We start from the raw sequence: 26,703 nt of genomic DNA, 5'->3' as shown, positions 1-26,703 counted from the left end.
CTCAGCCGACGGTCGCGACGGCCCGGCGGACCGCGTCCAGCGTCGCCGCCACCTCGTCCGGCCCGGTGGCCCAGTTGCTCACCGAGAACCGGACCACGTCCCGCCCCCGCCAGCGCGACGGGTAGGCGTACGCGACCCCCTCGTCCCGCAGCGCGGCCGCGACCGCACCCGTCGTCGCGTCGTCCGCGAACGCCACGCACACCTGCGTGTAGACGACGTCGTTGACCACCTCGGCACCCGGCACGTCGGCGAGCCCGCGGGCCAGCGCCGCCGCCCCGTCGGCGAGCCGGTCGATGAGCGCCGCGACCCCGTCGCGCCCGAGCCACGCGAGCACCGCCCACACGGGCACGCCACGCGACCGCCGCGACATCTCCGGCGCCATCTCGTGCGGGTCCGTCGCGCCCTCCGCCGCGACGAGATACGCGGCCCGGACGCCCATCGCGGTGTGCGCGTCCTGCGGTGACGCGACGATCGCGACCCCGCAGTCGTACGGCACGTTGAGCGTCTTGTGCGCGTCCGTCGCCCACGAGTCCGCAGTCGCGTAGCCCTCCATCAGGTGCCTCAGACGAGGGGACGCGGCCGCCCACAGCCCGAACGCGCCGTCGACGTGCACCCACGCACCGGCCTCGTGCGCGACGGCGACCGCCGCCCCGACGTCGTCGAACGCCCCGGAGTGGACGTTGCCGGCCTGCAGGCACACGATCGTCGGACCGTCGTCGGCGGCGAGCGCGTCCGCGAGCGCGTCGACCACGATCCGCCCCTGGTCGTCGGCCGGCACGAGCGTCGCCGCCCCCAGCCCCAGGTACCGCAGCGCGAGGTCGACGGACCCGTGCCGCTCGGTGCCTGCGAGCACCCGCACGCGCGGCGCCCCCTGCAGACCGTTCGCGTTGACGTCCCAGCCGGCCTTCGCCAGCACGTGCTCGCGGCCCGCGGCCAGCCCGACGAAGTTCGCCGTCGTCGCCCCCGTCACGAACCCGACGCCCGAGTGCGCCGGCAAGCCCAGCAGGTCGAGCAGCCACTCCGCGGCGACGTCCTCGACGGCCGTCGTGCTCGGGCTCGCGTACCGCATGCCGCCGTTCTGGTCCCACGCGCCGGTCAGCCAGTCCGCCGCGAGCGCCACCGGGTACGTGCCGCCGATGACCCACCCGTAGAACCGCGGCGACTGGCTCGCCAGCAGCCCCGGCTCGACGGCGTCCGCGAGCCGCTCGATCACCTCGCGCGCGTCCTGCGTGGTCTGCGGAAGCTCACGGCCGAGCGCGTCCTTGACCGTGTCCGCGTCGACGCCCGGCGGGATGGGCCGTTCGGGCATCTGGTCGAGCCAGTCGAGCCCACGGTGCAGCGCCGCCGCCAGCGGGTCGCGGTAGTCGTCGCGGGGGGTCATCGGGCGTCGTCGCCCGTGCCGGGGTGCATGCCTCGGAGTGTTCTCGCGTCCTGGACGGCCGTCAACGGCAGACGGCTCGACGGCGTCAGCTCGCCTGCGCCTCCACGAGCCCGCGCCACGTCGTCGACCCGGCGCCCTCGTGGTCCTCGCGCGGCGACACCATCGCCCGACAGGTCGCGACCGCGTCGCGCAGCATGGCCACGAGGTCCTCGTCGCAGTGCGGACCCATCGCGACGGCCGCGAGCGACACGTCCACGACCCCGCGCGGGAGGTCCCGCGTCCGCCGCGGACGGCCCATCGCCTTCGTGAACCGCTCGGCCCACGCGGCGTCGAGCGGGACCGTCGTGAGCGCGTCGACCGTCGTGCGCCGTCGCGCCCCGGCCGGACGCCCGTCGACCGGCTCCAGAAGCTTGTCGAGCGTGATGAGCGCGACCGCGAGGACCCGGGCGTCCTGCACGCGCGCGACCGGCAGGGCGTGCCGCGCCGCGACGTCCGCGATCTCCAGGGCCCACGCCGGGTCGTCGCTGGTGGTGCCGACCAGGTCCGGGACCAGGTGCGTCAGGCCCGCCCGCGAGCCGTCCTCGACGAGGTCGTTCACGCTCCTCGCCAGGTGTGCCAGCAGCGGATGGGTGCACGTGGGGTGGTCGCTCCAGCGCTCACCCGCGAGCACGCTCGTCCACTCCATGAGGCAGCCGCCCTGCTCGGGGCGGCGATGCCTGCCGGGCCGCAGCTCGGGCAGGGCGTCGGGGATGCTGGGGGCGGGACGGGTGCGCATGGTGACCTCCGACCGGTGATCGGGCCAGTGTCCGTCCGTCGCGCGCTGAGGGCAACGGGTAGGGCACTCCGTCGGGGAAGAACGGAAGCCGCACATCGTCGGTGATGTGCGGCTTCGGCGGTGCGTCCGGAGCGGGTGACGGGAATCGAACCCGCGCTATCAGCTTGGGAAGCTGATGTTCTGCCATTGAACTACACCCGCATGTCGATCCCAGCGGCACGAGGCGCCCTGGTCGGCCCGGTCAGCATACCCGGGACGCCGCACGCCGCGAAGCCGGTCCGGATTTCGCGGTCGCCCGCTCCCGACGATGTGGGAGCCTCGACCCCATGCCCGCCGCGCTCCGCCCGTACCACCCGTCCGACCTCGGTGCGATCTACCGGATCTGCCTGCTCACCGGTGCCGCCGGCGGCGACGCGTCGGGCCTGTACCGCAACCCCGACCTGCTGGCGCACCTGTACGCCGGTCCGTACCCGGTCGCGGACCCGGGGCTGACGTTCGTGGTCGTCGACGAGCTCGGTGTCGTCGGGTACGTCGTCGGCACCGCGGACACGTTCGGGTTCGAGCGGTGGCTCGACGAGCGCTGGTGGCCGACGCTGCGCACGCAGCACCCGCGGGTCGACGACCCCGGCGACGGCACCGAGGACCACGTGCTCATCGACCGCATCCACGACTGGAAGGCGGCCGACGACACCCTCTACGACACGCACCCCGCGCACATGCACATCGACCTGCTGCCGCGCGCGCAGGGCCAGGGCTGGGGGCGACGGCTGATCGAGACGCTGTCGGGCGCGCTGCGCGAGCGGGGCGTGACCGGTCTGCACCTCGGCGTCGACGCCAGGAACACCGGCGCGATCGCGTTCTACGAGAGGGTCGGCTTCCAGCGGGCCCGCAGCCACGACTGGGGCGCGACCCTCACGCTCGACCTCTGACGGGCCCGGCGCGTCCTCGCCCGCCGGTCGCCGGGCCGCCGGTCCCTTGCGCGGGCGCGTGCCCGATCAGGCACGACGACGCCGATCGGGACCCCTAGCCTGGCGCCATGCCGTGGGCACACTCCCCGCGCCAGGACGAACCCGCCGCCCACCGCGTGCCAGCGGTGCGTCGCGGGGCGACGCCCGCGGGCGGGCTCATGGCCTTGCAGGCGTCGGCCGGGAACCGCGCGGTCAGAGATCTCCTCGCTCCCACGGTGCAGCGCGACCTCGCCGCCTACACGCGCGAGCACGTCGAGGTCGAGTCCCCGATGGCCGCGGAGGGGCCACCGACCATGGAGACGACGTCGGCCGACGCGCCGGGGATCGAGGTGGCACTGCGCCCCCTGATCAGCGCCGGCAAGGTTGGCACCAAGATCGTGCGCGACATGCGGCAGTTCTGGAGCACGGGCGCGACGCGCGCCGACCTCGTCGCCGCGCTCTCGGCGGCGTACCCCGCGGCCGTGACACGGATGGTCGACGGCCTTCTCGACGAGCACCGGATCACCCTGTACTCCGCCGACCAGACCACGATCATCCCGGGTCTCATCTGGGACACGAGGATCGCGAGCAGCGCCCAGAACACCGAGACCCAGACCCGTCGCGGCCTGACGAACGCGGAGCTCACCGCCGCGACCTCCGTCTACGGCTCGAGCCTGGCGTACGACACCATCGTGCTCGAGGACGCGCCGGTCATGGCGATCGGCGGGTACGCCCGGACGACGCCCTGGACCGTGAACTTCCCGACCGGCACCCTGGCCGGCGGCGGCCCGGACATGCCGTGGCTCATCCACGAGCTCGGTCACAGCTGGCAGTACGCACGCGGCGTGGGCCTCTCTACGACGCTGTACCACGCGATCCGCGGCGTGTACGCGTACGGCGGGGAGGCGGAGCTCCTGCGCCGGACGGCCGCGGGTCAGACGCTCTCGTCGTTCAACACCGAGCAGCAGGCGGACATCGCGTCCGACGCGTACCGGGTGCTCAACGGTGCGCCGGGGAACCGGGCCGCGTACGCCCCGTACCTCGCCGAGTTCCGGGCGGGCGCGTACCGGTGACATGGTCGCGTCCGACGGTGTCGTCGCCCCGGACGAGGAACGGCCGCTCGTCCGACCGGACGGGCACGCGCAGGTGTCGGTGGGCCGTGCTGGACTGACCTCCGCACGGACGGACGACGACCACGGAGGCGGCGATGGGCAGCACGATCGAGCTGGTGCGGTTCACGGTGAGCGACGAGCGCGTGCAGGAGATGCTCGACGCCCGGGCGCGGATGATCGACGAGTTCCGCGCCGAGCGCGACGGGTTCGTCGACTCCCGGCTGATCGGCCTGCCGGACGGGCAGTGGCTCGACGTCATCGAGTGGCGCACGTCCGCCGACCTCGACACGTCACGCGCCCGCGGGGCGGACCTCCCGGGCTTCGCGGCGTTCCTCGCGACGGTCGACACGGTCGTCGCCGACGAGCGTGGGGACCTCGCCGGCCCCTGACGGGCCGGGCCGGGCGCGGGCGGTGGTCGGGCGGGACGGGGCCGACGACGCCCGTCAGGCGCGGGCGGTGAGCGTGAACGCCCCGGAGCGCTCCTCGCCGGGCTCCAGGACGAACACCCCGGTGCCGGGCACGCCACGCGCGTGCAGCGCGAAGCCGCCGTTCACGTTCGTCACGGGCTCGACCGCGAAGTACGAGCGGCGCCGCGGCGCGTACACGACGAGGTGCGAGTAGATGGGGTCGGCGTGCAGGTCGACGTCGACCCCGGCGTCGTCGTACCGGATGCGGATCGGCGCACCGGGGTCCCAGCCGGTCAGCACGTCGTCGACGAACCGAGAGCCGAGCGGGCGCCCGTCGCGGAAGTCGGCCCGGGCCGGGATGTCGCCGGCCGGACCGGAGGCCATGGCGTCGACCAGCGAGTAGCCCTGCCGCAGCGGCACCTGCAGCAGGGGGTTGCCCGGCGTGGTCGGACCCGGCGTCCCCACCGGGAGCAGCGAGCGCTGCAGGTACGGGTGGTGCCCGAAGCCGGCGGGGAACGACTCGCAGTCGATGTTCCGCAGCGACGTCCCGACGGTGAGCCGGTTGCCCGCGAGCGCGTACGTGATCTGCGCGCGGAACTTCCACGGGAAGTTGATGCCGACCAGGTGCGACGTGTCGAGCTCGAGGACGACCCGGTCGTCGAGCTGCTCGACGACGTCCCAGGCGTGGTGCCTGGACGCGCCGTGGATCGCGGTGCCGTCGGCGCCGTTGCGCTGCAGCTGCCACGTGCGGCCGGCGAACGCGAGCAGGCCGTCGCGGATCCGGTTGGACCACGGGACCATCGGGAAGCTCGCGCACTTCTCGGCCTCGCCGAGCGAGGTGCGCCGGGTGGGTCGCAGCAGGTCGCGCCACACGCCGTCGGGCGTGCGGATGCGACCTGCTGCGAGCGACGCACCGGTGCCGGGCACCACGTCGAGCTCCCATGACGAGCTGCGCAGCGTGAGGACACGCTCCGTCGCCCCGCGCGAGGCGAGGAAAGTAAGCGCTTCGACGTCCTGCACAGCCGTCATGATGCGTGACTCCGTCGACCCGCGCGGGTCAGACGGTGACCTCGACCCGCACGGTCGAGCCGGCGGGCGCGTAGGGGACGTGGTTGCCCTCGACCGGCGTGCCGTCGACCGTCAGCGACCCGCGGGCGCCGCGGGCGCCCGAGTTCGTCACGTGGATCTCGTACGTGGCGCCGCGGGCCACGCGCGTGACCGTGAACGACGGCACGTCGGGGCCGATCTGCGGGTCGACGACCAGGCCGTCGTAGTCGGGGCGGACGCCGAGCAGGTACTGCGACACCGCCACGAAGTTCCACGCCGCCGTGCCGGTCAGCCACGAGTTCTTCGCCTCGCCGGCGCGCGACGCCTCCTTGCCCGCGATCATCTGGGCGTACACGTACGGCTCGAGGCGGTGCGTGTCGGAGATGTCCTCGCGGTACGCGGGGGTGATGCGCTTGTAGTAGTCGAACGCGCGGTCACCGCGGCCCACGACGGTCTCGCCGATGATGACCCACGGGTTGTTGTGGCAGAAGATGCCGCCGTTCTCCTTGTACCCGGGCGGGTACGTGGAGACCTCGCCGAGCTCGATCTGGTACGTCGTGTACGCGGGGTACTGGAGCACCAGGCCGTGCGGCGTGCCGAGCATCTCCCCGACCGAGTCGAGCGCCTTGATGGCGGGCGCCTCGGTGTCGTCGGGCCCGCTGCCGACGCCGATGCCGGCCATGGTCGCGAAGCCCTGCGGCTCGATCCAGATCTTGCCCTCGGGCTTCTCGTCCGTCCCGACCTTGTTGCCGTAGTAGTCGTACGCACGCAGGAACCACTGGCCGTCCCAGCCGTGCTCGAGGACGGCCTCGCGGACCTCGTCCACGTGCTTGCGGGCGGCTGCGGCGACGTCGTCCAGCCCGCGGCGCTCGGCGAGCTCGGCGTACTCGGCGCCGTACAGCACGAACTGCGCGGCGATGAAGACGGACTCCGCGACGCCGCCGGCCTGGTTCTCGGTGGTCTGGAACGACTCGCCGGGCGTGGTGGAGAAGCAGTTGAGGTTGAGGCAGTCGTTCCAGTCGGCACGGCCGATGAGCGGCAGGCCGTGCGGGCCGCGGTTGTCGACCGTGAACTGGAACGAGCGCGTGAGGTGCTCGAACAGGGACACCTCGGAGCCGGGCTCGTTGTCGAACGGCACCTGCTCGTCGAGGATCGAGAAGTCGCCGGTCTCCTTGACGTACGCGGCGACGCCGGCGATGAGCCACAGCGGGTCGTCGTTGAAGCCGGAGCCGATGTCGTTGTTCCCGCGCTTCGTGAGCGGCTGGTACTGGTGGTACGCGGAGCCGTCGGGGAACTGGGTCGACGCGATGTCGATGATGCGCTCGCGGGCACGCTCGGGGATGAGGTGCACGAAGCCGAGCAGGTCCTGGTTGGAGTCGCGGAAGCCCATGCCGCGGCCGATGCCGGTCTCGAAGAACGACGCCGAGCGCGACATGTTGAAGGTGACCATGCACTGGTACTGGTTCCAGATGTTGACCATCCGGTCGAGCTTCTCGTCGTCGGACGTCACCGAGTACGTGGACAGCAAGTTGGTCCAGTAGGACTGCAGGGCGTCGAACGCGGCGTCGACCTGCTCGGTCGTCGCGAAGCGGCCCAGCAGCGCGTGCGCGGGCGCCTTGTTGATGACCTGGTGGGCGTCGTCGGCCCACTTCTCGTCGTCCGGGTTCTCGATGTACCCGAGGACGTAGGTGAGCGTGCGCGACTCACCCGGCTCCAGCGTCACGTCGACCGAGTGCGACCCGATCGGGTACCAGCCCGACGCGACCGAGTTCGCCGACTTCCCGGCGCGCGGCACGGCCGCCTCGCCGAGCCCGTTGTACGCCCCGACGAACGTGTCGCGGTCCGTGTCGAAGCCCGTGGCCTGGGTGTTCACGCCGTAGACGGCGTAGTGGTCGCGACGCTCGCGGTACTCGGTCTTGTGGTAGATCGCCGAGCCGTGCGGGGAGTCCCGCTCGACCTCGACCTCGCCGATCGACAGGTTGCGCTGGTAGTTCGTCTGGTCGTCCTGCGCGTTCCACAGGCAGAACTCGGCGAACGAGAACAGCGTGACCGTCTTGGCCGCGTCCGAGGTGTTGGTCAGCGTGACCTTCTGGACCTCGGCGTTCTCGCCGAGCGGCACGAAATACAGCGTCTCGACGGACAGCCCGCCGCGCTCGCCCGTGATGCGCGAGTAGCCGAGGCCGTGCCGGGCCTCGAAGTGGTCGAGGTCGGCCTTGACCGGCAGCCACGACGGGGTCCACACGTCGCCGCCGTCGTGCACGTAGAAGTAGCGGCCGCCCGCGTCGGCGGGGATGTTGTTGTAGCGGTAGCGCGTGAGGCGGCGCATCTTGGCGTCGCGGTAGAACGTGTAGCCGCCGGCCTGGTGCGAGATGAGCGAGAAGAACTGCTCGTTGCCGAGGTAGTTGATCCACGGGTAGGGCGTGTGGGGCGTCGTGATGACGTACTCACGTGCGTCGTCGTCGAAGTGGCCGAACCGCATGGACTTGCCTCTCGAGTGCGCTGAGCGTCAGCGACGGGGGTTCCGCACGCGCACGCCGGCACCGCTGCCGGCCACGCGCCTGGGGCCGACGCGACTTCTGGTCGTTGCGAGAGCGCTCCCACGCGATCTCACGGAGAGAGCATAGCCGTCGGTCCGCCCCGACGGAACGGCCGTCGTCACCCTTCCGTGGCGGGGCTTCGGCCGGTCGGGGAGCGGTCGGGACAGGGGCGCGGCACCGCCGGCGCGGCGACCGAGGTCCTACGGACCCCCTACCGAGGTCGGTCGACCAGGTCAGGGCACGTTCCTACGCTCGGAGCCATGACGACCCTCCCGCAGCCCGACTGCCCGCCGGGGACCGCCGCGCGGGTCCCCCTGGCGAGCGTGGTGCCGGCCCTCGCCGGCCTCGCTGTGCTCACGGGTCTGGCCACGTGGACGGCGATCACGCAGGGGTCGTCGGCCGTGCCGGCGGCGGTCGACGTCGCCGTCGGCCTCCTGTCGCTCGGCGCCCTCCTGCTGGTGCGCGACAGCCCGCTCCCGGCTGGTCTGCTGCTCGGGGCGCTGGCCGCGGTGAGCCCCGCCGCGACCCCCGCCGCGACGGCCGGCACGCTCGTCGCCGGGCGGCTGCACCCGGTGCGGCTCGCCTGGCCCGTGGCCGCCGCGAGCGCCGTCGGGCACGCGGTCCAGGCCATGGTGCGTCCGCCAGGAATGCTGGTGGGCTGGTGGCTGCTGTGCGACGTCGCCGTGCACGCCGCGCTGCTCGGCTGGGGCGCGTACGCGCGGACGCGCGCCGAGCTCGTGGCCGCGTGGCGCGAGCGGGCCGTACGGGCGGAGCGTGAGCAGGCGCGACGGGTCGACGAGGCACGGATGGCCGAGCGGACCCGGATCGCGCGCGAGATGCACGACACCCTTGCGCACCGGCTGTCGCTGCTCGCGACGACCGCGGGCGCGCTCGAGTACCGCCCGGACCTCACGCCCGACCAGGTCGCGCATGCGGCCGGGGTGGTCCGGGCGAGCGCGGGGGAGGCGCTCGCGGAGCTGCGGGAGGTGATCGGGCTGCTGCGGTCCGGGCCCGACGAGCTGCGGCCCGTGCCCGGCGTCGGCGACCTCGGCGCGCTCGTCGAGGAGTCGCGGCTCGCGGGCACGGACGTGGTGCTGTCGGCGCCCGACGACCTCGACGTCCCGGCCGCGGTCGGGCTCGCCGTCTACCGGGCGTGCCAGGAGGGCCTGACGAACGCGCGGCGGCACGCGCCCGGCAGCCGCGTGCGGATCGACGTGACGCGGTCGGAGGACGGCGTCGCCGTGCGGGTCGACGACCGCGGCGGCACGCGAGGACGTCGCAGCGCGGACGGGTCGGGGACCGGGCTCGTCGGGCTCGCGGAGCGCGTCGAGCTGCTGGGCGGGCACCTCGACGCCGGGCCGACCGAGGACGGGTTCGTGCTCACCGCGTCCGTGCCGTGGTCGCGATGACGGGCACGATGACGGGGAACGACGACGACGGCGAGGGGGGCCCGCGGTGACGAGTGAGGTGCCGCGCCAGGCGGTCAGGGTCGTCGTGGTCGACGACGACGCCCTGGTCCGGTCCGGTCTGGCGCTCATGCTCGACGGCGCCGACGGGATCGCGGTCGTCGGCCAGGCGGCGGACGGCGGCGAGGTGCCCGCGGTGCTCGATGCGCACGCCGCGGACGTCGTCCTCATGGACCTGCGCATGCCGGGTGTCGACGGGATCACGGCGACCCGCACGGTCCGGGCACGGCCGCACCCGCCCGCGGTCGTCGTGCTCACCACGTTCGACACGGGTGACGAGATCGACGGCGCGATGGCTGCGGGCGCGAGCGGGTACCTGCTCAAGGACACGCCGCCCGCCCGGATCGTCGAGGCGGTGCACGCCGCCGCCGCGGGTGAGCCCGTGCTGTCACCGCGGGTCGCCCGCCGGCTCATGGACACGACCGCCCGAACGGGTGGCGCGCGCGAGGACGCACGCGCGGTGCTGAACCGGCTCACCGCACGTGAGCGGGACGTGGTGCTGGCCATCGGGCGGGGCTCGTCGAACGCGGAAGTGGGCCGTGACCTGTACCTGAGCGTGCCGACCGTGAAGTCGCACGTGTCGAGCATCCTGCTCAAGCTCGGCCTGGAGAACCGGACGCAGATCGCGCTGCTCGTGCGCGACGCGGACCTGGGGTGACCACGGGCCGGAGCGGGGGCGTAACCGCACAGACCGACCGACTACCTTTACCCCGTGCTGCTCTCCGACCGTGACATCAGGGCCGAGCTCGAGTCGGGCCGGGTGGCCCTCGAGCCCTACGACCCGGCCATGATCCAGCCGTCCAGCATCGACGTGCGGCTCGACCGGTTCTTCCGGCTGTTCGACAACCACAAGTACCCGGTGATCGACCCGTCGATCGACCAGCCCGAGCTCACGCGGCTCGTCGAGGTCGAGCAGGGGGAGTCGTTCGTGCTCCACCCCGGCGAGTTCGTGCTCGGCTCGACGTACGAGCAGGTCACGCTGCCCGACGACGTCGCGGCGCGGCTCGAGGGCAAGTCGTCGCTCGGTCGGCTCGGGCTGCTGACGCACTCGACGGCCGGGTTCATCGACCCCGGGTTCTCCGGGCACGTCACGCTCGAGCTGTCCAACGTCGCGACGCTGCCGATCCTGCTGTGGCCCGGCATGAAGATCGGGCAGATGTGCTTCTTCCGGCTCTCGTCCGCGGCCGAGCAGCCGTACGGGTCGTCGGCCTACGGCTCCCGCTACCAGGGGCAGCGTGGCCCCACCGCGTCGCGGTCCTGGCAGAACTTCCACCGCACCGAGGTCTGAGCATGACGACGCCGCGCCTGGCCGCCGCCGACCCGCAGCTGCGCCAGCGTCACCTGCTCGCGCTCCCCGAGGGGATCGAGTCGGACGAGGTCGAGACGCTCGCCCTCAGCCGGTTCGGGAGCGCCCGGTGGGAGGAGGCCGAGGAGGAGGCGCCGCAGACCCGCGGGATCATGCGCCCCGTGACCGCAGCGCTCGGCATCCGGTCGGTCAACGCGACCACGCCGCCGGCGCCGGCGCTGCGGCTCGCGCGCCTGTCGCGGCTGCGCGGCCCGTACCGGGTCGAGGCCGAGGACTGCGTGAGCCTGGGCCTGCCGCCCGGGACCGTGACGGTGTACGACCTGGACTGCCCCAAGGAGCGCGGCCGGCCGCCGTACCCGGGGGGTGACCGCGACGGCCTCAAGCGCGCGTTCCCCGACGGGATGCCCGTGCGCGAGGAGGAGCGGGTCGTGCAGTGGCTCGTCGCCGCCGCGCGAAGGCTCGGCGGTGCGGTCCGGATCGGCGGGTCGGGGGCGATCCTCACGCCCGACATCGACGCGGCGATCGACCTCACGGTCATGGCCGACCGCTGGCTCGAGCCCGCCGAGGCGCTCGCCGTGGTGCAGTCCGTGGTGTCGCGGGCCCGGCTCTCGGAGCCCACGCAGTCGTGGTCGGGCCCGATGCCGGGTGCCGGCCGGGCGTCCGAGGGTGTGCCGAGCTTCCTGCCGGAAGCGGGGGGCCGCGGGCTGCGTGCGGCCCTCGAGCGGCACGGCGTGCAGGACGAGGCCGAGCGGGCGCGCCTGCTCGCCGAGGCGGCCGCGTTCGACGAGCTCATGATCGCGGACCCGCCCCGCGCGGAGTCGTACGGCGTGCTCGTCGACCTCGCGGTGGACGGGATGATCAGCGTCGAGGCGTGCTTCGAGGCCGAGGTGCCGCCGCTCATGCGGACGCTGCCGTGGACCGCGAACGGTGTGGTCGCCTACCGCGTGCACTGGGAGCCGCTGCTCGTCGAGGAGCTCGAGGCGGAGAAGCCGTCGTTCGAGCACCGCGTCGCGCGTGGTCGGGCCGCCCCTCAGGTGCAGGCCGTCGCCCGGGCGCTGCACGCGGCGCTCGGCGGCGAGATCGCCGACGAGGCCGACTTCCTGGTGGACCCCGCGGACCTCTGACTCGTCAGGGGTGCGGGTTCGGCTTCACCACGCACCACTCGTTGCCCTCGGGGTCCTGCAGCACCTGGAACGCTACGGGAGGTGGCGGACGCGGCAACGGTCACCCTCTGGAGTGGAGGGTGGCCGTTGTGGCTTGCGTGCTACGCAGTGGTGCGTCGTCGTGCGCGGCGGCGGGCGAGGACCTGGTTCAGGGTCAGGGCCAGGCCGGTTGCGACCGCGACGTACAGAGCGCTCAGGACCGCCGTCCGTGTGCCGGCGCCGGTGACCGCCCGGAAAATGCCGTATCCGACGGCGATCAGGACGATGACGGTCCCGAAGATCCACATGTCACGTCGAGTCATGACGCGCTTGTCGCGCGGGTGTGCTTCGGTCACCACGACGACGGCCTCGACGATCTGCACTGCACAGTGGACCCCCCTGTGACGTTGTACCAGTAGAGGTTACGCCCACCTGAGCAGATGCCGTTGCGGATCAGGTAGTTCCCGGTGACAGTGATTGCAACGGTGATGACGGCGCACGCGATCTGTCCGACGATCGGGATCGCACACAGAGCGAAGCCTGCCGCGGTTGCGCCGAGGTTGAGGATCAGGTTCTGGTCTTGCGTGTTGAACGTGAGGATCTCGCGGCCGCCGCAGTAGCAGTAGGCGAGGTCCGGTTCGACGGTGGACGCCGTCGTCGTCGTAGCGGCGACGAGGGCCGCCCCGTTGGAGGCCGACTGCGCCTCGAACGTGCCGAGCGACGGCAACGTGATGGAGAAGCCCTTGCCGTCGCTGTACGTGTTGGCGGTGCCGCCGTTGACGCTCTCGTGCGGGACGTCGCGCTCGAGCTGGGTGAGCGCAGCGACGATGTTCTCGTGGGTCATGAGCGTGGACGCACCGGGGTACAGGGCGTCCAGTTCGGCGTTCGTCAGCGTCATCGCCGGCCCGTTGCCGAGGAGGGGTTGGTGACGCCGGTGCCGGTGAGACTGGTACCGGACGGTGATGATGCCTGGACTGCGGCCTGGCTGATGCCGCTGGTGGCGACCACTGCGGTGATCGCGATCGCGGCGGTCAGGACGCCGCGGGTTGCTCTACGTGCGGTCTGTCGAAGGACGGTCGTTCCCCCTTGCGTCAGATGTGACCTCGACTGAGGTCACGGGGACCGTATCGGCGACGACAGGGCGGCACGCCGCTATCCACAGGCCGCTTTGCGGTTTCAGGCGTGTCGTCCGCCGATACGCCCGATCGGGCAGGGTTTCGGGAGGTGTGGATCAGCACGCGTGGGTGGTGGCGGTCCCAGACGCACGCGCAGCGGTGCACGCTTGGACTCGGCCCGCCGCCCTCGCTGACCGGCGGCGGCATCGTCGCGGCGCAGCACGCCGCCCCGGTCGGGACGACCGTCAGGTCGAGGCGGTCAAGCGTGCTTTATGCGCGGCGACGAGGCCGACTTCCTCGTGGACCCCGCGGACCTCTGACGCGTCAGGAACGCGGGTTCGGCTTCACGACGCACCACTCGTTGCCCTCGGGGTCCTGCAGCACCTGGAACGTGCCCGGGCCGTCGGAGTGCACCGGGCCGAGGCGGGTCGCACCGAGCGCCTCCGCCTGCCGCGTCGCCGTCTCGATGTCGTCCACCAGCACGTCGAGGTGCAGGCGGTTCTTCACCACCTTGCCCTCGGGCACGCGCTGGAACGACAGCTGCGTCCAGCCCGGCGGGTAGATGTAGTGCCAGTCGTCGTCGCGGGCTTGCGGCTCGCCGCCGAGCACGCCCGCCCAGAACCGGGCGAGCAGTCCGGGGTCCGCGCAGTCGACGACGACCTCGTCGACGGTACCGATCATGCGCCGCAGGCTACGGGCGGACCCGCAGGTCAGGCCAGGGCAGGTTCGTCGTCGTGGCCGCGGAACTGCGTCCGGTACAGCTCGGCGTACAGGCCGCCGCGGTCGACGAGCTCGGCGTGCGTGCCGTGCTCGACGACGCGACCGTGCTCGACGACGACGATCGCGTCGGCCTGGCGGACCGTGGACAGGCGGTGCGCGATGACGAGCGACGTGCGGCCGTGCAGGGCCTCGTCGAGCGCGACCTGCACGGCGGCCTCCGACTCGGAGTCGAGGTGCGCGGTCGCCTCGTCGAGGACGACGACGTCGGGCGCCTTGAGCAGCAGCCGCGCGATGGCGAGCCGCTGGCGCTCGCCGCCGGACAGCCGGTAGCCGCGGTCGCCGACCACGGTGTCGAGGCCGTCGGGCAGCGACTCGACGAGGTCCCACACGTGCGCCTGCCGCAGCGCGCGCTCCAGGTCGGCGTCGGTCGCGTCCGGGCGGGCGAACCGCAGGTTGCCGGCGATCGTGTCGTGGAAGAGGTGGGCCTCCTGGCTGACCACGCCGACGGTCGCGCGCAGCGACTCGAACGTGACGTCGCGCAGGTCCTGACCGGCGACCCGGACCGTGCCGGCCGTCGGGTCGTACATGCGGCTGACGAGCTGGGAGATGGTCGTCTTGCCGGCGCCCGACGGCCCGACGAGCGCGACCATGTGCCCCGCGGGGACGGTGAAGGAGACGCCGGTGAGGGTGTCGTGCGTGACGTCGTGCCGCAGCGCGGCGACGGACTCGAGCGACGCGAGCGACACGTCGTCGGCGCCGGGGTAGCGGAACGTCACGTCGTCGAGCTCGACGGACGCGCCGCGCGCCCGGACGGCCGTGCGCAGGTCGGCGGCGTCCGGCTTCTCGGCGACGGTCGGCTCGAGGTCGAGCACCTCGAGCACCCGCTCGAAGCTGACGAGCGCGGTCATGACGTCGACCTGCACGTTGGACAGGCTGGTGAGCGGCCCGTACAGGCGGCCGAGGTACGCGGCCATCGCGACGACGACGCCGACCGTGAGCTCGCCGCGGATCGCCATCACGCCGCCGAGGCCGTAGATGACCGCGATCGCGACGGACGCGAGCGTCGTCAGGCCGACGCGGAACCATGTCGACAGCAGCGCCCGCCTGACGCCGATGTCGCGTACCCGGCGGGCGCGCTCGGCGTACGCCTCGGACTCCCGGGCGGGGTCGCCGAACACCTTGACGAGGTGCGCGCCGGCGACGTTGAACCGCTCGTTCATGGTCTGCGCGGCGTCGGCGTTGAGGTCGTAGCTCTCGCGCGTGATCGTCGCCATGCGCTTGCCGAACCACCGGGCGGGGAAGACGAACGCGGGCAGCAGCACGAGCGACAGCGCGGTGAGCTGCCACGACATCGAGAACATCGCCGCGAGCACGAACACGACCGTGAGGCCGTTGCTCACGGTGTTCTGCAGGGTCGACGTGAACGCCTGCTGCGCGCCGAGCACGTCGCCGTTGAGCCGCTGCACGAGCGCGCCGGTGCGGGACCGGCTGAAGAACGCGAGCGGCATGCGCTGCACGTGGTCGAACACCGCGGTGCGCAGGTCGAGGATCAGGCCCTCGCCGACCTGCGCCGACACCCACCTGTCGGCGACGGACAGGCCGGCGCTGAGCAGCGCGAGCGCGACGACCACGGCGGCGATGCCGAGCACCAGGCGGGTGTCGGAGTTCGCGATGCCGTCGTCGATGAGCGTGCGGAACAGCATCGGGGTGACGGCGCCCGCCGCGGCCTCGAGCGCGATGAGCAGCAGGAAGAACGCCAGACGGCCGCGGTACGGGCGCGCGAACGTGAGGATCCGGCGCAGCGTGTCGCGCGTCAGCTTGTGGTCGCTCACCGAGCGGTCCTTGAAGAAGCCGCGCATGGTGGTCGCGCCGCCGCGCCCGGGGGCGGGGTGGTTCATGGTCATGGTGGCCTCCGTCCGTCCTGGCCGATGCTGAGGTTAACTCACTATGTCGGTACCTCACAACCGAGGTAGGCTCACCGCCGTGATCACGCACGACGACCCGGGGGAGTTCCTCGAGCTCCTGTACGCCGTGGTCCGTGGTCTGCACCGCGACGCCGCCCACGCCGGCTCGCCGCTCGGCACCACGCCCGGCCAGGTCCGTCTGCTGCGCACGCTGTCCCGCTGCGACGGTCCCCGTCGCCTCGGCGAGCTCGCCGCCGCGCTCGACGTGGCACCGCGGTCCGTCACGTCCAAGGTCGACCAGGCCGAGGAGGACGGCTGGGTCCGCCGGGTCGACGACCCGCACGACCGGCGCGCCACGCTCGTCGAGCTCACCCCCGCAGGCCGCGCGGTGCTCGACGAGATCGCCGCGCGGCGACAGAGCGGCGCGGCCGAGCGGCTCGCGCGCCTGGACGCCGACGAGCGCGCGGCCCTGCTCGACATGCTGCGGCGGATGGGCGCACCCGGACCCGAGTGAGCCGGCCAGGTTGCGGGACCGCCGGCGGCGGGCCGGCCCGGCTCCGGTAGGGTCCGCGCGTCGCGCCGACTCACCCGCTGCCACCGACCTAGGGTGGTCGCGCGTCGACGAGGACGGCGACACGCGCGCGGCGACACGACGGGGGGACCGATGAGCCAGGCACGACCCGGCGGGCGGCTGCCCGCACGCGTCTACTGGGTGCGCCGGTTCGTGGTGCTCGGCATCCCGCTGCTGCTGATCGTGCTCGTCGTGTGGCTCGTCGCGGGTCGCGGCTCGGGCGGGGGAGGTACCCCGGCGGCGGCCGCCACCGAGACGACAGTGACCGAGCCGACGCCCAGCCAGACCAAGGCGAGCACGGGCGGCATCCTCGAGTGCACGCCCGACCACCTCGCGCTCACGGTCGCCGCGGCCGCCGAGTCGTTCCCCGCGGGCGTCAACCCGGCGTTCGCCCTCACGATCACCAACACCGGCACCGAGCCCTGCCTGGTCGACGCGGGCGAGGCACACCGGCAGATCGTCGTCACGTCGGGCGACGACCGCGTCTGGTCGAACCAGGACTGCGTCGCCGCCGGCACCGAGACCAAGTCGCTGCTGCTCGCGCCCGGCCCCGGCGGCGCCGACGCGCAGCAGCTCGCGTGGAACAGGATCCGCTCCGCCGCGGGCTGCCCGGACGGGCTGCCCGCACCCGGGGCCGGGACCTACTCCCTCGCGTTCGCGCTCGCCGGGGCCACCGCCCCGCCCGTGGTGTTCGGCCTGGGCTGACCGGCTACTTGATGGCCCCCTGCGTCACGCCGGCCATGACCCAGCGCTGCGTGAACAGGTAGACGATGATCGCCGGCGCCATGGCCATGAGGTACGACGCGAACGCGACGTTGTAGTTGCTGCTGAACTGCGTCTGGAAGATGTTCTGCAGCACCGGCAGCGTCTGCAGCGTCGAGTTCGCCGTGATGAGCGACGGCATCATGAAGTCGTTCCACGAGGCGAGGAACGCGAAGATCGCGACCGTCGCGCTCATGGGCGCCATCATCGGGAACACCACGTGCCGGAACACCATCCACGTGGTCGCGCCGTCGAGGCGTGCGCTCTCCTCGAGCTCCTCCGGCAGGCCCCGGATGAACGCCGTGAACAGCAGCACGCTGAACGACAGCTGGAACATCACGTGGAGGATCGCGACGCCGACCGGGTTCGCGAGCCCGACCATGCCCGTGAGCTTGACCTGCGACAGCGCCAGCACCGGGAACGGCAGGAACATCGCGGCGAGCAGGTAGAAGAACGACCAGCGGAACAGCCGGCGGTCCCAGTTGCGGGCGATCGCGTACGCCGCGAACGCCGCCAGCATGACCGTGCCGACGACCGTGACGGCGGTGACGAACACCGAGATGGCGAACCCACGCGGGAAGTTCGTGAGGTTCCACGCCTGGACGAACCCGTCGACGCTCAGCGGGGACGGCAGCGAGAACACCCGGCCGTCGACCGACTGCGCCGTCGTCTTGAACGCCATCGTCAGCGTCGCGTAGAGCGGGACGAACACCGCGAGCGAGCAGACGACCAGCGTGATCGTCGCGCCCCAGCTCGGGCGGTCACCGCTCGCGCCGAAGCGACGGCGGCGGCGGACCGGCACCTGGCCGGGCGTGGTGGTGAGCAGCGTCTGGGCAGTCATCAGAACGCGTTCCTTCCGCGAGTGAGGCGCAGCTGGAGCACGGCCAGGACCACGGCGATGAGGAAGAAGATCGTCGCGTTGGCCATCTGGTAGGCGTAGTCGCCGCCGGTGAAGCCGGAGAAGATCGTCATGGCGATGCTGCGGGTCGCCGTGCCGGGACCGCCGTTGGTGAGGCCGACGATGATGTCGTAGGCGTTCAGGTAGTTCTTGAAGCCGATCACCATGTTGATCACGACGTACCCCGCGACGAGCGGCAGGGTGATCGAGAACAGCCGGCGCGCGGCCGTCGCGCCGTCCATCGACGCCGCCTCGTAGACCTCGCCCGGGATCGACAGGATGCCGGCGATGTAGATGAGCAGCGCGCTCGGGATCGCCTGCCACGCCGTGACGATGACGATCGTGACCCACGCCAGGTTCGGGTTGGCGAGCAGGCTTGTCTCGAGCGCCGTGATGCCGACCGCCTGCCCGAGCTGCGGGAGCGAGTTCGAGAACAGGAAGTTGAAGACGTACGCGATGACGATGCCCGAGATGACCATGGGCAGCACGAACACCGCGCGCAGGGCGATTTTCGCCCGGATCTTCGCCGTGAGGCCGACCGCCAGCAGGAACGCGACGACGTTGACGAGCACCACGGTGACGAGCGCGAACCCGATGGTGAACGCGTACGACGCGCGGATCGCCGGGTCCGAGAACAGCGCGACGTAGTTCGTCAGGCCGGTGAACTCGAACTCGCCGAAGCCCACGGAGTTGGTGAAGCTCAGCGTGATGCCCATGATCGCCGGCAGCGTGATCGCGAGCGTGAACAGCAGGAGCGACGGCAGGAGGAACAGGTAGAACGTCAGGGAGGCGCGCGGCCTCCGCATCCGGACGAGCGCGGGTGCCGCGACGTCGCGGCCCGGCGCCCGGGTGACGGCTGCTGTAGCCATGAGAGGTCTCCGTTCGGGTGGTCAGGAGCGGTATGCCAGCCGGCGCCAGTCGGCGTCGAGCGTGCGCAGCACGGGCTCGGGAGGGTCGCCGGCCGCGAGCGACTGCGTGTAGTTCTGCAGCGGGATGGACTGTGGGACGAGCTGCGAGGCACCGACGTAGAAGTCCGCGCGGTCGTAGTACTCCTTGAGCTCGACGAGCGTCGGGTTGGTGACCGGCGTCGCGTCCGTCGTCACGCCGAAGCCGAGCGCGTGCGCGTTGTACGCGTCGATGACGTCGGGCCGCATGAGGAACTGCAGGAACTCGCGGGCCGCCTCCTTCTTGCGCGAGCCCTCGGGGATCCACAGCGCGAGGTCGATGTTGACCCGCACCTTGCGGTCCGCCGGGTCGTCCGTCATGGGCAGCGGGAACGCGCCGACGTCGAGGTCGGGGCTCGTCTTGGCGATCTCCCCGATGGCCCACGGACCCTGCAGGTACATCGCTGCCTCGCCCTTCGCGAACGCGAGGTTCCCGTCGCCGTACCCACGGCTCGCGGCGTTCTCCTGCGAGTACGTCACGACCTGCTGCATCTGCTCGACGGGCGAGAGGAACTGCTTCTCGAACGACACCGGCGACCCCGGCCCGACCTCGGTGCCCTGCCGCTTGAGCTGGTTGAAGAACTTCGTGGTGTCGACCGTGCCGCCGACCGAGTAGTCGAACGGCCCCTGCGCGATCGTCCACGGGTCCTTGAACGTGCTGTAGATCGGTGCGACACCGGCCCCGCGGAGCGTGTCGCACACGGCGAGGAACTCGTCCCACGTGGTCGGCACCTGCACGCCGTGCTGGGCGAAGATCGTGCGGTTGTAGAGCACGGCCGCCGCCATGAGCGAGTACGGCAGCACGCTCGTGCGGTCCGGGTAGGTGGCCGTGACGTCGATGAGCGGCTGCAGGTCGGGGCGGATCCGCTTCGCCTCCGGCAGGTCGCTCAGGTCGCTCAGCGCGCCGCGCTCGACGTAGCGGGAGATCTCGAAGTTGTAGTTGAGGCACCCGATGTCGGGCGGGGTCTCCCGCACGAACGAGCCGGCCAGGTTCGACGTGAAGTCGTGCCGCACCCGGACGCGGTCCTGGGTCTGGTGGAACTGGTCGATGAGGTCGTCGAAGTAGCCGATGACCTCGGGCTTCGACTGGAAGAACACGATCTCGGTCGGTGCGGAGCCCGACGGGCGCGCGCACGAGGCGAGGGCCAGGCCGGCGCCCGCGGCGACCGTGCCGCGCAGGAAGCTGCGGCGGCTCAGCTCGTGCGACAGCAGCGGTGTCATCGGGCCGGGGCTCGGGGGCGCCGGGGATCGTGAGGTCCGGAATCTGGGCACAGCGTCGTCTCCCATCGGGTGTCGCCCGACGGCGGTGGGTGCCGCCGTCGTGGGACGGGCGCCGCAGCGCCCGCCCCGACTCACTCAGCCGTCCTGCTCGGTACCGTTCTGGCCGCTGCTCTGCAGCCACACCGTCGTCTCGGCGGGCACGCTCCGCCCGTCGACCGGGGAGCTCGCCACGAGCACCCGCCCGGGCGGCAGCGGCACGGGCTCGCTCCCGAAGTTCGTGACGGACGTCCACCCGCCGGGCCGCGTGAAGGCGACCACGGTGGCCGGCACGTTCGTCAGCCACTCCAGCGTCTCCCCGGTCTGCAGTCGCCGCCGCTCGGCGAGCGCCCGCCGGTAGAAGCCGAGCGTCGAGCCGGGGTCGGCCTCCTGGCTCTCGACGGAGAACCGGTCGAAGTCCGCCGGCACGGGCAGGTGCGCGAGCTCGTCGCCGAACCCGAGCGTCGGTCCGTGCGAGGCCCACGGCAGCGGCACACGGCAGCCGTCGCGGCCCTTCTGCGCACCCTGCGAGCGGAAGAACGTCGGGTCCTGCAGCACGTCCGCGGGAAGGTCCGCGACCTCCGGCAGGCCGAGCTCCTCGCCCTGGTACAGGTACGCCGACCCGGGCAGCGCCAGCGTGAGCAGGGTTGCGGCGCGGGCCCGACGACGTCCGCGCTCCTCGTCGGGGCGCGGCTCGGCGCCGTCGTGGCGGAGCCAGGCCTCGAGGTCGGTGCCGTCCGGCAGGGCGTACCGGGTCGCGTGGCGGACGACGTCGTGGTTGGACAGCACCCACGTGGAGGACGCGCCGGACTCGCGCGCCAGCGCCAGGTTGTTGTCGATGATCTTCGCGAACGTCGGGCCGTCCCAGGTCGCCTCGAGGAGGTCGAAGTTGAACGCCTGGCCCAGGCCCTCGGGCGACGCGTAGCGCGAGCGGCGGTGCGCGGGCACCCATGCCTCGGCGACGGCCGTGCGCGGCGGGTCGTACTCGTTGAACACCTGACGCCACTCGCGGTAGATGTCGTGCACCTCGTCGCGGTCCTCGAGCGGGTGCGCGCCGCCCCAGATGTCGGCCTTGAGGTCCGCCTGGCTGGGCAGCGGCTCCGTGAGGTCCTTGGCGAGCGCGTGCGCGACGTCGATGCGGAAGCCGTCGACCCCGCGGTCGGCCCAGAACCGCAGCGTGGTGCGGAACTCCTCGCGGACCTCGGGGTTCGCCCAGTTGAGGTCGGGCTGCTCGGGTGCGAACAGGTGCAGGTACCACTCGCCGCCGCCGACGGGCTCCCACGCGGGTCCGCCGAACGCCGCGGTCCAGTCGCTCGGCGGCAGCTCGCCGTGCTCGCCGAGGCCGCGGCGGAAGACGTAGCGCTCGCGTTCCGGCGAGCCCGGCTCTGACGCGAGGGCCTGCTGGAACCACACGTGCCGGTTGGACGTGTGGTTGGGCACGATGTCGACGATGAGCCGGATGCCCGCGGCGTGCAGTGCGGCGCGCATCTCGTCGAACTGCGCGAGCGTGCCGATGCGCGGGTCGACGTCGCGGTAGTCGTCGACGTCGTACCCGCCGTCGGCCAGCGCCGACGGGTAGAAGGGGCTCAGCCAGACGGCGTCCACGCCGAGCTCCCGCAGGTACTCGACCTTGCCCGTGATGCCGGGCAGGTCGCCGATGCCGTCGCCGTTCGAGTCGGCGAAGCTGCGCGGGTAGATCTGGTAGACGACCGCCTGCCGCCACCACGTGGCGTCCTGGCGGGGCAGTCCCGCGGTCGTGTTCCCGAGCACCGACAGAGCCGTCACGCGTTCCCCCTGCTATGGAGTCGTTGGTGGTGGAGTCCTTGATGTAGGACCTAAATTTAAGTCCTGGCACTAGAGTGGCGGCGTCGAGGGAGGAGGTCAAGGGGTGGCGAAGATCCCGGTGTCGTCGCGGCAGCTGCGCGACGTCAGCACGCGGCTCGTCCTCGACCACGTGTGGGACACCGACGAGGTCACCGGCTCCGCGTTGATCCAGGCCACGGGCCTGTCGCGCGCGACCGTGCACGACGTGTGCGACGAGCTCATCGCGCAAGGCTGGCTCGTCGAGCTCGACAGCGTGCGCGAGAACGAGAAGGGCCGGCCCGCCCGCCGGTACGCGTTCGCGGCCCGCGCCGGGGTCGTCGTCGGCGTCGACGCCGGGCAGCACCGCATCAGCGCGACCGTCACCGACCTGCGCGGTGCGTCGCTCTCGCGCACGGTGCTGCCCGTCGGGCCCGACGACGGCACCCCCGACCGCCGGCTCGCACTCATCGAGCAGGCCGCGCTCACCGCGCTCGCGGACGCCTCCGCCGAGCCCTCAGCCGTCCTCGCCGTCGCCGTCGGCGTCCCCGCGCCCGTCGACCGCGACGGACGCACCGCGTTCCGGGACAACCCGTTCTGGGACCTCATGAACCCCGACATCACCGGACACCTGCGCTCGCGGCACGGCTGGACCGCGCTCACCGACAACGACGCGAACCTCGCCGCCGTCGCGGAGCACTGGCGTGGTCACGGCCGGGACGTGCGCTGCCACGTCACCCTGCTCGCCGGCGAACGGTTCGGCGCGGGCGTCGTCGACGACGGGCGGCTGCTGCGCGGCGCCCGCGGCGGCGTCGGGGAGATGCGCTACCTCGACCTCGTCGAAGGCGTCGGGTCCGCCGACGGCATCGCCGCGCTCGTCCGCGACGACGCCCGCGCGCAGCTGCACCGGCTCGACGGCGACGCCGGGTCGTCGCTGCAGGACGTCCCCGTGGCGACCCTCGACGCGACCCACGTGTTCGCGGCGGCGCTCGACGACGACCCCCTCGCCCTCACCGTCGTCGAGCACGTCGCCGCCCTCGTCGCGCGGGTCGTCGCGACGTTCGCGAGCATCTACGACCCCGAGCGCGTCATCATCGCCGGGGCCGTCGCCGAGTCCTGCGAACCGCTGCTCGCGCTCGTGCGGGACCAGCTCGACCGGTACGTCGACCCGCCCGGCATCGAGGTGCTGGCGTCGGGCCTCGGACGGGACATCGTGACGGTCGGCGCGGTGAAGCGGGCGCTCGACCACGTCCGCGAGCACGCCCTGGAGATCACCCCCGCGGCGCTCGGCTGACGTGCCGTCACCGACGCACCGACGACCGGGAGACCCCCGGCGCCACTGGTCGGGCCGGTGCGGGGCGAACGTCAGACGTACCGCTCGAGGATGCTCGACTCGGCGAGCCGGGACAGCCCCTCGCGGACGGCCCGGGCGCGCTGCTCGCCGACGCCGTCCACCGCCATGAGGTCCTCGATGCCCGCGGCCAGCAGCTTCTGCAATCCGCCGAAGTGGGTGACGAGGCGGTCCACGATGGTCCCCGGCAGGCGCGGCACCTTCGACAGCAGGCGGTACCCGCGCGGACCGGCCGCGGCGTCGAGCGTGTCGCCGCCCCCGGGCAGACCCAGGACGCGCGCGATGTGGGCCATGTCGAGCAGCTCGGTCGAGTCGAGCTCGGCCAGTGCGGCGAGCACCTGGTCGACGTCGCGGCGGGACGTGTCGAGGTAGTCGCGGATCACGAGCGCACGGTCCGAGCCGAGGCCGCCGACGAGCTCGTCGAGCTGCAGCGTGAGGAGGCGGCCGTCGGTACCGAGCTCGACGACGTAGCCCTCGATCTCCTCGGAGATGCGGCGCACCATCTCGAGCCGCTGCACGACGGCGCAGACGTCGCGGACCGTCACGAGGTCCTCGATCTCGAGCGCCGACAGCGTGCCGCTGACCTCGTCGAGGCGGGACTTGTAGCGCTCGAGCGTCGCGAGCGCCTGGTTCGCGCGGGACAGGATGGTCGTCGAGTCCTCGAGCACATGCCGCTGGCTGCCCACGTACAGGGCGATGATCCGCATCGACGCCGACACCGAGATCACCGGGAAGCCGGTCTGCTTCGCGACCCGCTCGGCGGTGCGGTGGCGGGTGCCCGACTCGGACGTCTCGATGGTCACGTCGGGCAGGAGCTGCACGGCGGCCCGCACGATGCGGTCGCCGTCCACCACGACCGCGCCGTCCATCTTGGCCAGCTCGCGCAGGCGGGTGGCCGAGAAGCCGACGTCGAGCACGAAGCCGCCCGAGCAGATGCTCTCGACCGTCGGGTCGAACCCGAGCACGATCAGGGCGCCCGTACGGCCGCGCAGGATCCGCTCCAGACCGTCGCGAAGCTCGCCACCGGGCGCGACGGCGGCGAGCGTGGACCTGAGCAGGTCGTCGGGGACGTGCGAGTGCGGCACGGATGCATGGTAACGAGCGCTGTCCAGCGGGTTGTCCGCGACCCGCGAGCGCACGGCTGTCAGTTTGCTGAACGTGCTGGTCGGGACCCTGCTCAGGGCCGCCGCGCTCACATGCCCACCGCGCCGACCGCCTGGGCCAGGTCCGACGCCGTCACGACGCTGATGCCGTCGGGCGCCGTGAACCCGTCGAGCGCACCCGCGGGCACGATCGCGCGCGTGAAGCCGAGCCGGGCGGCCTCCGCGAGCCGCCGGCTGACGCCGGACACCGTCCGGATCTCGCCGGCCAGCCCGACCTCGCCGACCGCGACGAGACCGCGCGGCAGCGCGACGTTCTCCCGCGAGCTCACGGCGGCGAGCGCCAGTGCCAGGTCCGCCGCGGGCTCGACGACCCGGGCGCCCCCGACCGTCGACACGTAGACGTCCTGGTCCGCGAGCCGCGCACCCAGCCGACGCTGCAGCACAGCGAGGACCATGGCGAGCCGGCTCGAGTCGATGCCGCTCGTGGTCCGTCGCGGGTTGGGTACCGCGCTCGGGGCGACGAGGGCCTGCACCTCGGTGGCGAGCGGTCGGCGCCCCTCGAGCGTCACGGTGAGGCACGTGCCCGGCACCGGCTGCTGCGCCTGCGACACGAACAGCCCGCTCGGGTCGGCCAGTCCGACGATGCCGCGCTCTGACAGGTCGAAGCAGCCGACCTCGTCCGTGGGGCCGTACCGGTTCTTCGTCGCGCGCAGCATGCGCAGCCGCGAGTGACGTTCGCCCTCGAACTGGCAGACCACGTCGACCAGGTGCTCGAGCGTGCGAGGCCCGGCGACCGACCCGTCCTTGGTGACGTGCCCGACGAGCACCACCGGCATGTCGCGCGACTTCGCCGCGGCGATGACCGCTGCCGTGACCTCGCGGACCTGCGCCACACCGCCCGCGGTGCCCTCGATCGCCGCCGACGCGATGGTCTGCACCGAGTCGAGCACCAGCAGGTCGGGCTGGACCTGCTCGATGTGCCCCAGCACCGTCGCGAGGTCCGTCTCGTCGGCCAGCAGCAGCTGCGGGTCGAGCGCCTCGATCCGCCCGGCGCGCAGCCGAACCTGGGCCGACGACTCCTCGCCCGTCACGTACAGAACGCGCCGGCCGGTGCGGGCCGCGCGCGCGGCCACGTCCAGCAGCAGCGTCGACTTGCCCACGCCCGGCTCGCCCGCCAGCAGCACCACCGCGCCCGGGACGATCCCGCCACCCAGCACGCGGTCCAGCTCGTCGACGCCCGTCGGCCTGGCGCGGGCCGTCTCGACGTCGATCTGGTCGATCGGGCGGGCCGGAGCCCGCGTCGGGGCTGTCGCCACCGTGCGCGGCGCGCCGCCACCCGGACCGACGTCCTCCGTGACCGTGCCCCACGCCTGGCACTCGCCGCACCGGCCGACCCACTTGGTCGCCGTCCACCCGCACTCGCTGCAGCGGAACGGCGGGCGGGCCGTGCGGTCGGCACGCTTCACGGTCGTCGAGGTCACGCGCCGCACGCTAGCCGGTGGGTCCGACATGCCCGGGGATCGCCGCGTCCGAGTGACGAACCGGGGTCTCCGCCTGCGACGCTGGGTAGGCTGCGGCCGTCCGGCGCTCGTCGGGCGCACGAGCCAAGGGGGAGCCCGATGACCGACAACGGCCAGCCTGGACCCGACCCGGCACCGCGCGGGAACCGTCCCGTGTGGGCGCCGACCGGTGCCGAGGCCACCCCGTCGCCGGCGGCCCCGCCCGCCCCTGCGGCACCCGCTCCGGCCGCGGTCGTGCCCGCTGCGCCTGCTCCTGCGCCTGCTCCTGCGGCTGCGCCGTACATGGGATACCGGGCCGCGCCGCCCGTCGTGCAGCCCACCTCCGCCGCCCAGGCTGCAGCGGCGTCGGGCACCGCTGCCCCGCTCGCGCAGCGCACGCCGGCCGCCGAGACGAGCAGCCCGGCGCCCGCGTGGGTCCCGCCCGCGCCGCCCCTCCCGGACGCCCAGGCCGCGCCCGACGTCCGGACCGTGCCCCCTGCCCCGGCCGCGTCGCCTGCCCCGGTCGCGCCTCCTGCCCCGGCCGCGCCTCCTGCCCAGGTCGCGTCGCCTGCCCCGGTCGCGTCGCCGGCTACCTTCGGCGCCCCGGTCGGTCAGCCGGCTCCCCACGTCCCGACCGGCCCGGTCGCGCAGCCCACGCT

At 72.8% G+C, this 26,703-nt stretch carries 24 protein-coding genes, 1 tRNA gene and 1 pseudogene; 11 read left to right on the top strand and 15 right to left on the bottom strand.

Annotation, left to right across the window (positions count from 1 at the left end):
- Nucleotide 1: 1 nt before the first annotated feature.
- The 3 genes from J7523_RS07965 to J7523_RS07955 form a co-directional block, all read right to left on the bottom strand.
- Nucleotides 2–1,381 carry an aminotransferase class V-fold PLP-dependent enzyme gene (locus J7523_RS07965; RefSeq protein WP_291884614.1) on the bottom strand — a complete coding sequence of 460 codons (1,380 nt, stop codon included), beginning with the start codon at nt 1,379–1,381 and terminating at the stop codon, nt 2–4.
- A gap of 85 nt (nt 1,382–1,466) precedes the next feature.
- A complete protein-coding gene (locus J7523_RS07960) occupies nt 1,467–2,156 on the bottom strand; it encodes a hypothetical protein (protein ID WP_291884611.1) in 690 nt (229 codons plus the stop codon).
- Nucleotides 2,157–2,286: 130 nt separating this feature from the next.
- Nucleotides 2,287–2,357: transfer RNA gene (locus J7523_RS07955), tRNA-Gly, on the bottom strand.
- Between the two features lie 125 nt (nt 2,358–2,482).
- Here J7523_RS07955 and J7523_RS07950 point away from each other — a divergent pair.
- From J7523_RS07950 to J7523_RS07940, 3 genes are all read left to right on the top strand, one after another.
- Complete coding sequence (locus tag J7523_RS07950; protein WP_291884608.1) at nt 2,483–3,085, top strand: N-acetyltransferase; 603 nt, start codon at nt 2,483–2,485, stop codon at nt 3,083–3,085.
- Nucleotides 3,086–3,192: 107 nt separating this feature from the next.
- Nucleotides 3,193–4,176 (top strand): hypothetical protein, encoded by a 984-nt coding sequence (locus J7523_RS07945; RefSeq protein ID WP_291884605.1) that lies wholly within the window; start codon nt 3,193–3,195, stop codon nt 4,174–4,176.
- Between the two features lie 134 nt (nt 4,177–4,310).
- Nucleotides 4,311–4,604 (top strand): hypothetical protein, encoded by a 294-nt coding sequence (locus J7523_RS07940; RefSeq protein WP_291884553.1) that lies wholly within the window; start codon nt 4,311–4,313, stop codon nt 4,602–4,604.
- A gap of 54 nt (nt 4,605–4,658) precedes the next feature.
- Here the strand turns inward: J7523_RS07940 and J7523_RS07935 are convergent, their stop codons facing one another.
- Nucleotides 4,659–5,651: an aldose epimerase gene (locus J7523_RS07935; RefSeq protein WP_291884550.1), complete on the bottom strand. Its 993-nt coding sequence runs from the start codon at nt 5,649–5,651 to the stop codon at nt 4,659–4,661.
- A 28-nt stretch (nt 5,652–5,679) separates the two neighbouring features.
- The gene (locus J7523_RS07930; RefSeq protein ID WP_291884547.1) at nt 5,680–8,148 is read right to left on the bottom strand and encodes a glycosyl transferase; all 2,469 of its coding nucleotides are present in this window, start codon (nt 8,146–8,148) and stop codon (nt 5,680–5,682) included.
- Between the two features lie 318 nt (nt 8,149–8,466).
- On the opposite strand from J7523_RS07930, the gene J7523_RS07925 reads away from it, so the two are divergent.
- From J7523_RS07925 to J7523_RS07910, 4 genes are read left to right on the top strand one after another with little or no spacing between them, the layout of a single operon-like run.
- Nucleotides 8,467–9,615 carry a histidine kinase gene (locus tag J7523_RS07925; protein ID WP_291884545.1) on the top strand — a complete coding sequence of 383 codons (1,149 nt, stop codon included), beginning with the start codon at nt 8,467–8,469 and terminating at the stop codon, nt 9,613–9,615.
- A 46-nt stretch (nt 9,616–9,661) separates the two neighbouring features.
- Nucleotides 9,662–10,330 carry a response regulator transcription factor gene (locus J7523_RS07920; protein WP_291884542.1) on the top strand — a complete coding sequence of 223 codons (669 nt, stop codon included), beginning with the start codon at nt 9,662–9,664 and terminating at the stop codon, nt 10,328–10,330.
- A gap of 54 nt (nt 10,331–10,384) precedes the next feature.
- Nucleotides 10,385–10,960 carry a dCTP deaminase gene (gene dcd / locus J7523_RS07915; RefSeq protein ID WP_291884539.1) on the top strand — a complete coding sequence of 192 codons (576 nt, stop codon included), beginning with the start codon at nt 10,385–10,387 and terminating at the stop codon, nt 10,958–10,960.
- Between the two features lie 2 nt (nt 10,961–10,962).
- Entirely contained in the window at nt 10,963–12,102 is a 1,140-nt protein-coding gene (locus J7523_RS07910; RefSeq protein ID WP_291884536.1) for a hypothetical protein, read from the top strand.
- 140 nt (nt 12,103–12,242) lie between these two features.
- Here the strand turns inward: J7523_RS07910 and J7523_RS07905 are convergent, their stop codons facing one another.
- The 4 genes from J7523_RS07905 to J7523_RS07890 form a co-directional block, all read right to left on the bottom strand.
- Nucleotides 12,243–12,503 carry a hypothetical protein gene (locus J7523_RS07905; protein ID WP_291884533.1) on the bottom strand — a complete coding sequence of 87 codons (261 nt, stop codon included), beginning with the start codon at nt 12,501–12,503 and terminating at the stop codon, nt 12,243–12,245.
- Nucleotides 12,473–13,018 (bottom strand): hypothetical protein, encoded by a 546-nt coding sequence (locus tag J7523_RS07900; RefSeq protein ID WP_291884530.1) that lies wholly within the window; start codon nt 13,016–13,018, stop codon nt 12,473–12,475. Before J7523_RS07900 ends, J7523_RS07905 begins: the two co-directional genes overlap by 31 nt.
- Before the next feature lie 541 nt (nt 13,019–13,559).
- The gene (locus tag J7523_RS07895) at nt 13,560–13,916 is read right to left on the bottom strand and encodes a VOC family protein (RefSeq protein WP_291884527.1); all 357 of its coding nucleotides are present in this window, start codon (nt 13,914–13,916) and stop codon (nt 13,560–13,562) included.
- Between the two features lie 29 nt (nt 13,917–13,945).
- Nucleotides 13,946–15,859, bottom strand: coding sequence for an ABC transporter ATP-binding protein (locus tag J7523_RS07890; protein ID WP_291884525.1), 1,914 nt, complete (start codon nt 15,857–15,859; stop codon nt 13,946–13,948).
- Nucleotides 15,860–15,938: 79 nt separating this feature from the next.
- On the opposite strand from J7523_RS07890, the gene J7523_RS07885 reads away from it, so the two are divergent.
- Both J7523_RS07885 and J7523_RS07880 read left to right on the top strand, forming a co-directional pair.
- Nucleotides 15,939–16,373, top strand: a complete 435-nt coding sequence (locus J7523_RS07885; protein WP_291884522.1) for a MarR family transcriptional regulator — start codon at nt 15,939–15,941, stop codon at nt 16,371–16,373.
- A 150-nt stretch (nt 16,374–16,523) separates the two neighbouring features.
- Complete coding sequence (locus tag J7523_RS07880; RefSeq protein ID WP_291884519.1) at nt 16,524–17,135, top strand: hypothetical protein; 612 nt, start codon at nt 16,524–16,526, stop codon at nt 17,133–17,135.
- A 4-nt stretch (nt 17,136–17,139) separates the two neighbouring features.
- Here J7523_RS07880 and J7523_RS07875 read toward each other — a convergent pair whose 3' ends face one another.
- From J7523_RS07875 to J7523_RS07860, 4 genes are all read right to left on the bottom strand, one after another.
- On the bottom strand, nt 17,140–18,033 hold the full coding sequence (locus J7523_RS07875; protein WP_291884517.1) for a carbohydrate ABC transporter permease: 894 nt from the start codon (nt 18,031–18,033) through the stop codon (nt 17,140–17,142).
- A complete protein-coding gene (locus J7523_RS07870; protein WP_291884844.1) occupies nt 18,033–18,896 on the bottom strand; it encodes a sugar ABC transporter permease in 864 nt (287 codons plus the stop codon). Before J7523_RS07870 ends, J7523_RS07875 begins: the two co-directional genes overlap by 1 nt.
- Before the next feature lie 84 nt (nt 18,897–18,980).
- On the bottom strand, nt 18,981–20,255 hold the full coding sequence (locus tag J7523_RS07865) for an extracellular solute-binding protein (protein WP_291884514.1): 1,275 nt from the start codon (nt 20,253–20,255) through the stop codon (nt 18,981–18,983).
- Nucleotides 20,256–20,390: 135 nt separating this feature from the next.
- Nucleotides 20,391–22,076: a glycoside hydrolase family 13 protein gene (locus tag J7523_RS07860; protein WP_291884511.1), complete on the bottom strand. Its 1,686-nt coding sequence runs from the start codon at nt 22,074–22,076 to the stop codon at nt 20,391–20,393.
- A gap of 103 nt (nt 22,077–22,179) precedes the next feature.
- Here J7523_RS07860 and J7523_RS07855 point away from each other — a divergent pair, with 103 nt between their 5' ends.
- Nucleotides 22,180–23,385 (top strand): ROK family transcriptional regulator, encoded by a 1,206-nt coding sequence (locus tag J7523_RS07855; RefSeq protein ID WP_291884508.1) that lies wholly within the window; start codon nt 22,180–22,182, stop codon nt 23,383–23,385.
- A gap of 71 nt (nt 23,386–23,456) precedes the next feature.
- Here J7523_RS07855 and disA read toward each other — a convergent pair whose 3' ends face one another.
- Entirely contained in the window at nt 23,457–24,527 is a 1,071-nt protein-coding gene (disA, locus tag J7523_RS07850; protein ID WP_291884505.1) for a DNA integrity scanning diadenylate cyclase DisA, read from the bottom strand.
- Nucleotides 24,528–24,634: 107 nt separating this feature from the next.
- Entirely contained in the window at nt 24,635–26,056 is a 1,422-nt protein-coding gene (radA, locus tag J7523_RS07845) for a DNA repair protein RadA (protein ID WP_291884503.1), read from the bottom strand.
- Between the two features lie 108 nt (nt 26,057–26,164).
- On the opposite strand from radA, the pseudogene J7523_RS07840 reads away from it, so the two are divergent.
- Nucleotides 26,165–26,703, top strand: a pseudogene (locus J7523_RS07840) (hypothetical protein); the annotation flags it as partial.

The organism is Cellulomonas sp. (assembly GCF_017744555.1).
Taxonomy (GTDB): domain Bacteria; phylum Actinomycetota; class Actinomycetes; order Actinomycetales; family Cellulomonadaceae; genus Cellulomonas.
This window is presented reverse-complemented; position numbering and strand designations above follow the sequence as displayed.

Bases quoted from the DNA above. Each gene is read 5' to 3' on its own strand.
- J7523_RS07875 (WP_291884517.1), bottom strand. From the start codon at position 18,033: ATGACTGCCCAGACGCTGCTCACCACCACGCCCGGCCAGGTGCCGGTC.
- J7523_RS07890 (WP_291884525.1), bottom strand. From the start codon at position 15,859: ATGACCATGAACCACCCCGCCCCCGGGCGCGGCGGCGCGACCACCATG.
- J7523_RS07940 (WP_291884553.1), top strand. From the start codon at position 4,311: ATGGGCAGCACGATCGAGCTGGTGCGGTTCACGGTGAGCGACGAGCGC.
- radA (WP_291884503.1), bottom strand. From the start codon at position 26,056: ATGTCGGACCCACCGGCTAGCGTGCGGCGCGTGACCTCGACGACCGTG.
- J7523_RS07960 (WP_291884611.1), bottom strand. From the start codon at position 2,156: ATGCGCACCCGTCCCGCCCCCAGCATCCCCGACGCCCTGCCCGAGCTG.
- J7523_RS07865 (WP_291884514.1), bottom strand. From the start codon at position 20,255: ATGACACCGCTGCTGTCGCACGAGCTGAGCCGCCGCAGCTTCCTGCGC.
- J7523_RS07965 (WP_291884614.1), bottom strand. From the start codon at position 1,381: ATGACCCCCCGCGACGACTACCGCGACCCGCTGGCGGCGGCGCTGCAC.
- J7523_RS07925 (WP_291884545.1), top strand. From the start codon at position 8,467: ATGACGACCCTCCCGCAGCCCGACTGCCCGCCGGGGACCGCCGCGCGG.
- J7523_RS07950 (WP_291884608.1), top strand. From the start codon at position 2,483: ATGCCCGCCGCGCTCCGCCCGTACCACCCGTCCGACCTCGGTGCGATC.
- J7523_RS07935 (WP_291884550.1), bottom strand. From the start codon at position 5,651: ATGACGGCTGTGCAGGACGTCGAAGCGCTTACTTTCCTCGCCTCGCGC.
- J7523_RS07945 (WP_291884605.1), top strand. From the start codon at position 3,193: ATGCCGTGGGCACACTCCCCGCGCCAGGACGAACCCGCCGCCCACCGC.
- J7523_RS07880 (WP_291884519.1), top strand. From the start codon at position 16,524: ATGAGCCAGGCACGACCCGGCGGGCGGCTGCCCGCACGCGTCTACTGG.
- J7523_RS07930 (WP_291884547.1), bottom strand. From the start codon at position 8,148: ATGCGGTTCGGCCACTTCGACGACGACGCACGTGAGTACGTCATCACG.
- J7523_RS07910 (WP_291884536.1), top strand. From the start codon at position 10,963: ATGACGACGCCGCGCCTGGCCGCCGCCGACCCGCAGCTGCGCCAGCGT.
- J7523_RS07900 (WP_291884530.1), bottom strand. From the start codon at position 13,018: ATGACGCTGACGAACGCCGAACTGGACGCCCTGTACCCCGGTGCGTCC.
- J7523_RS07895 (WP_291884527.1), bottom strand. From the start codon at position 13,916: ATGATCGGTACCGTCGACGAGGTCGTCGTCGACTGCGCGGACCCCGGA.
- J7523_RS07870 (WP_291884844.1), bottom strand. From the start codon at position 18,896: ATGCGGAGGCCGCGCGCCTCCCTGACGTTCTACCTGTTCCTCCTGCCG.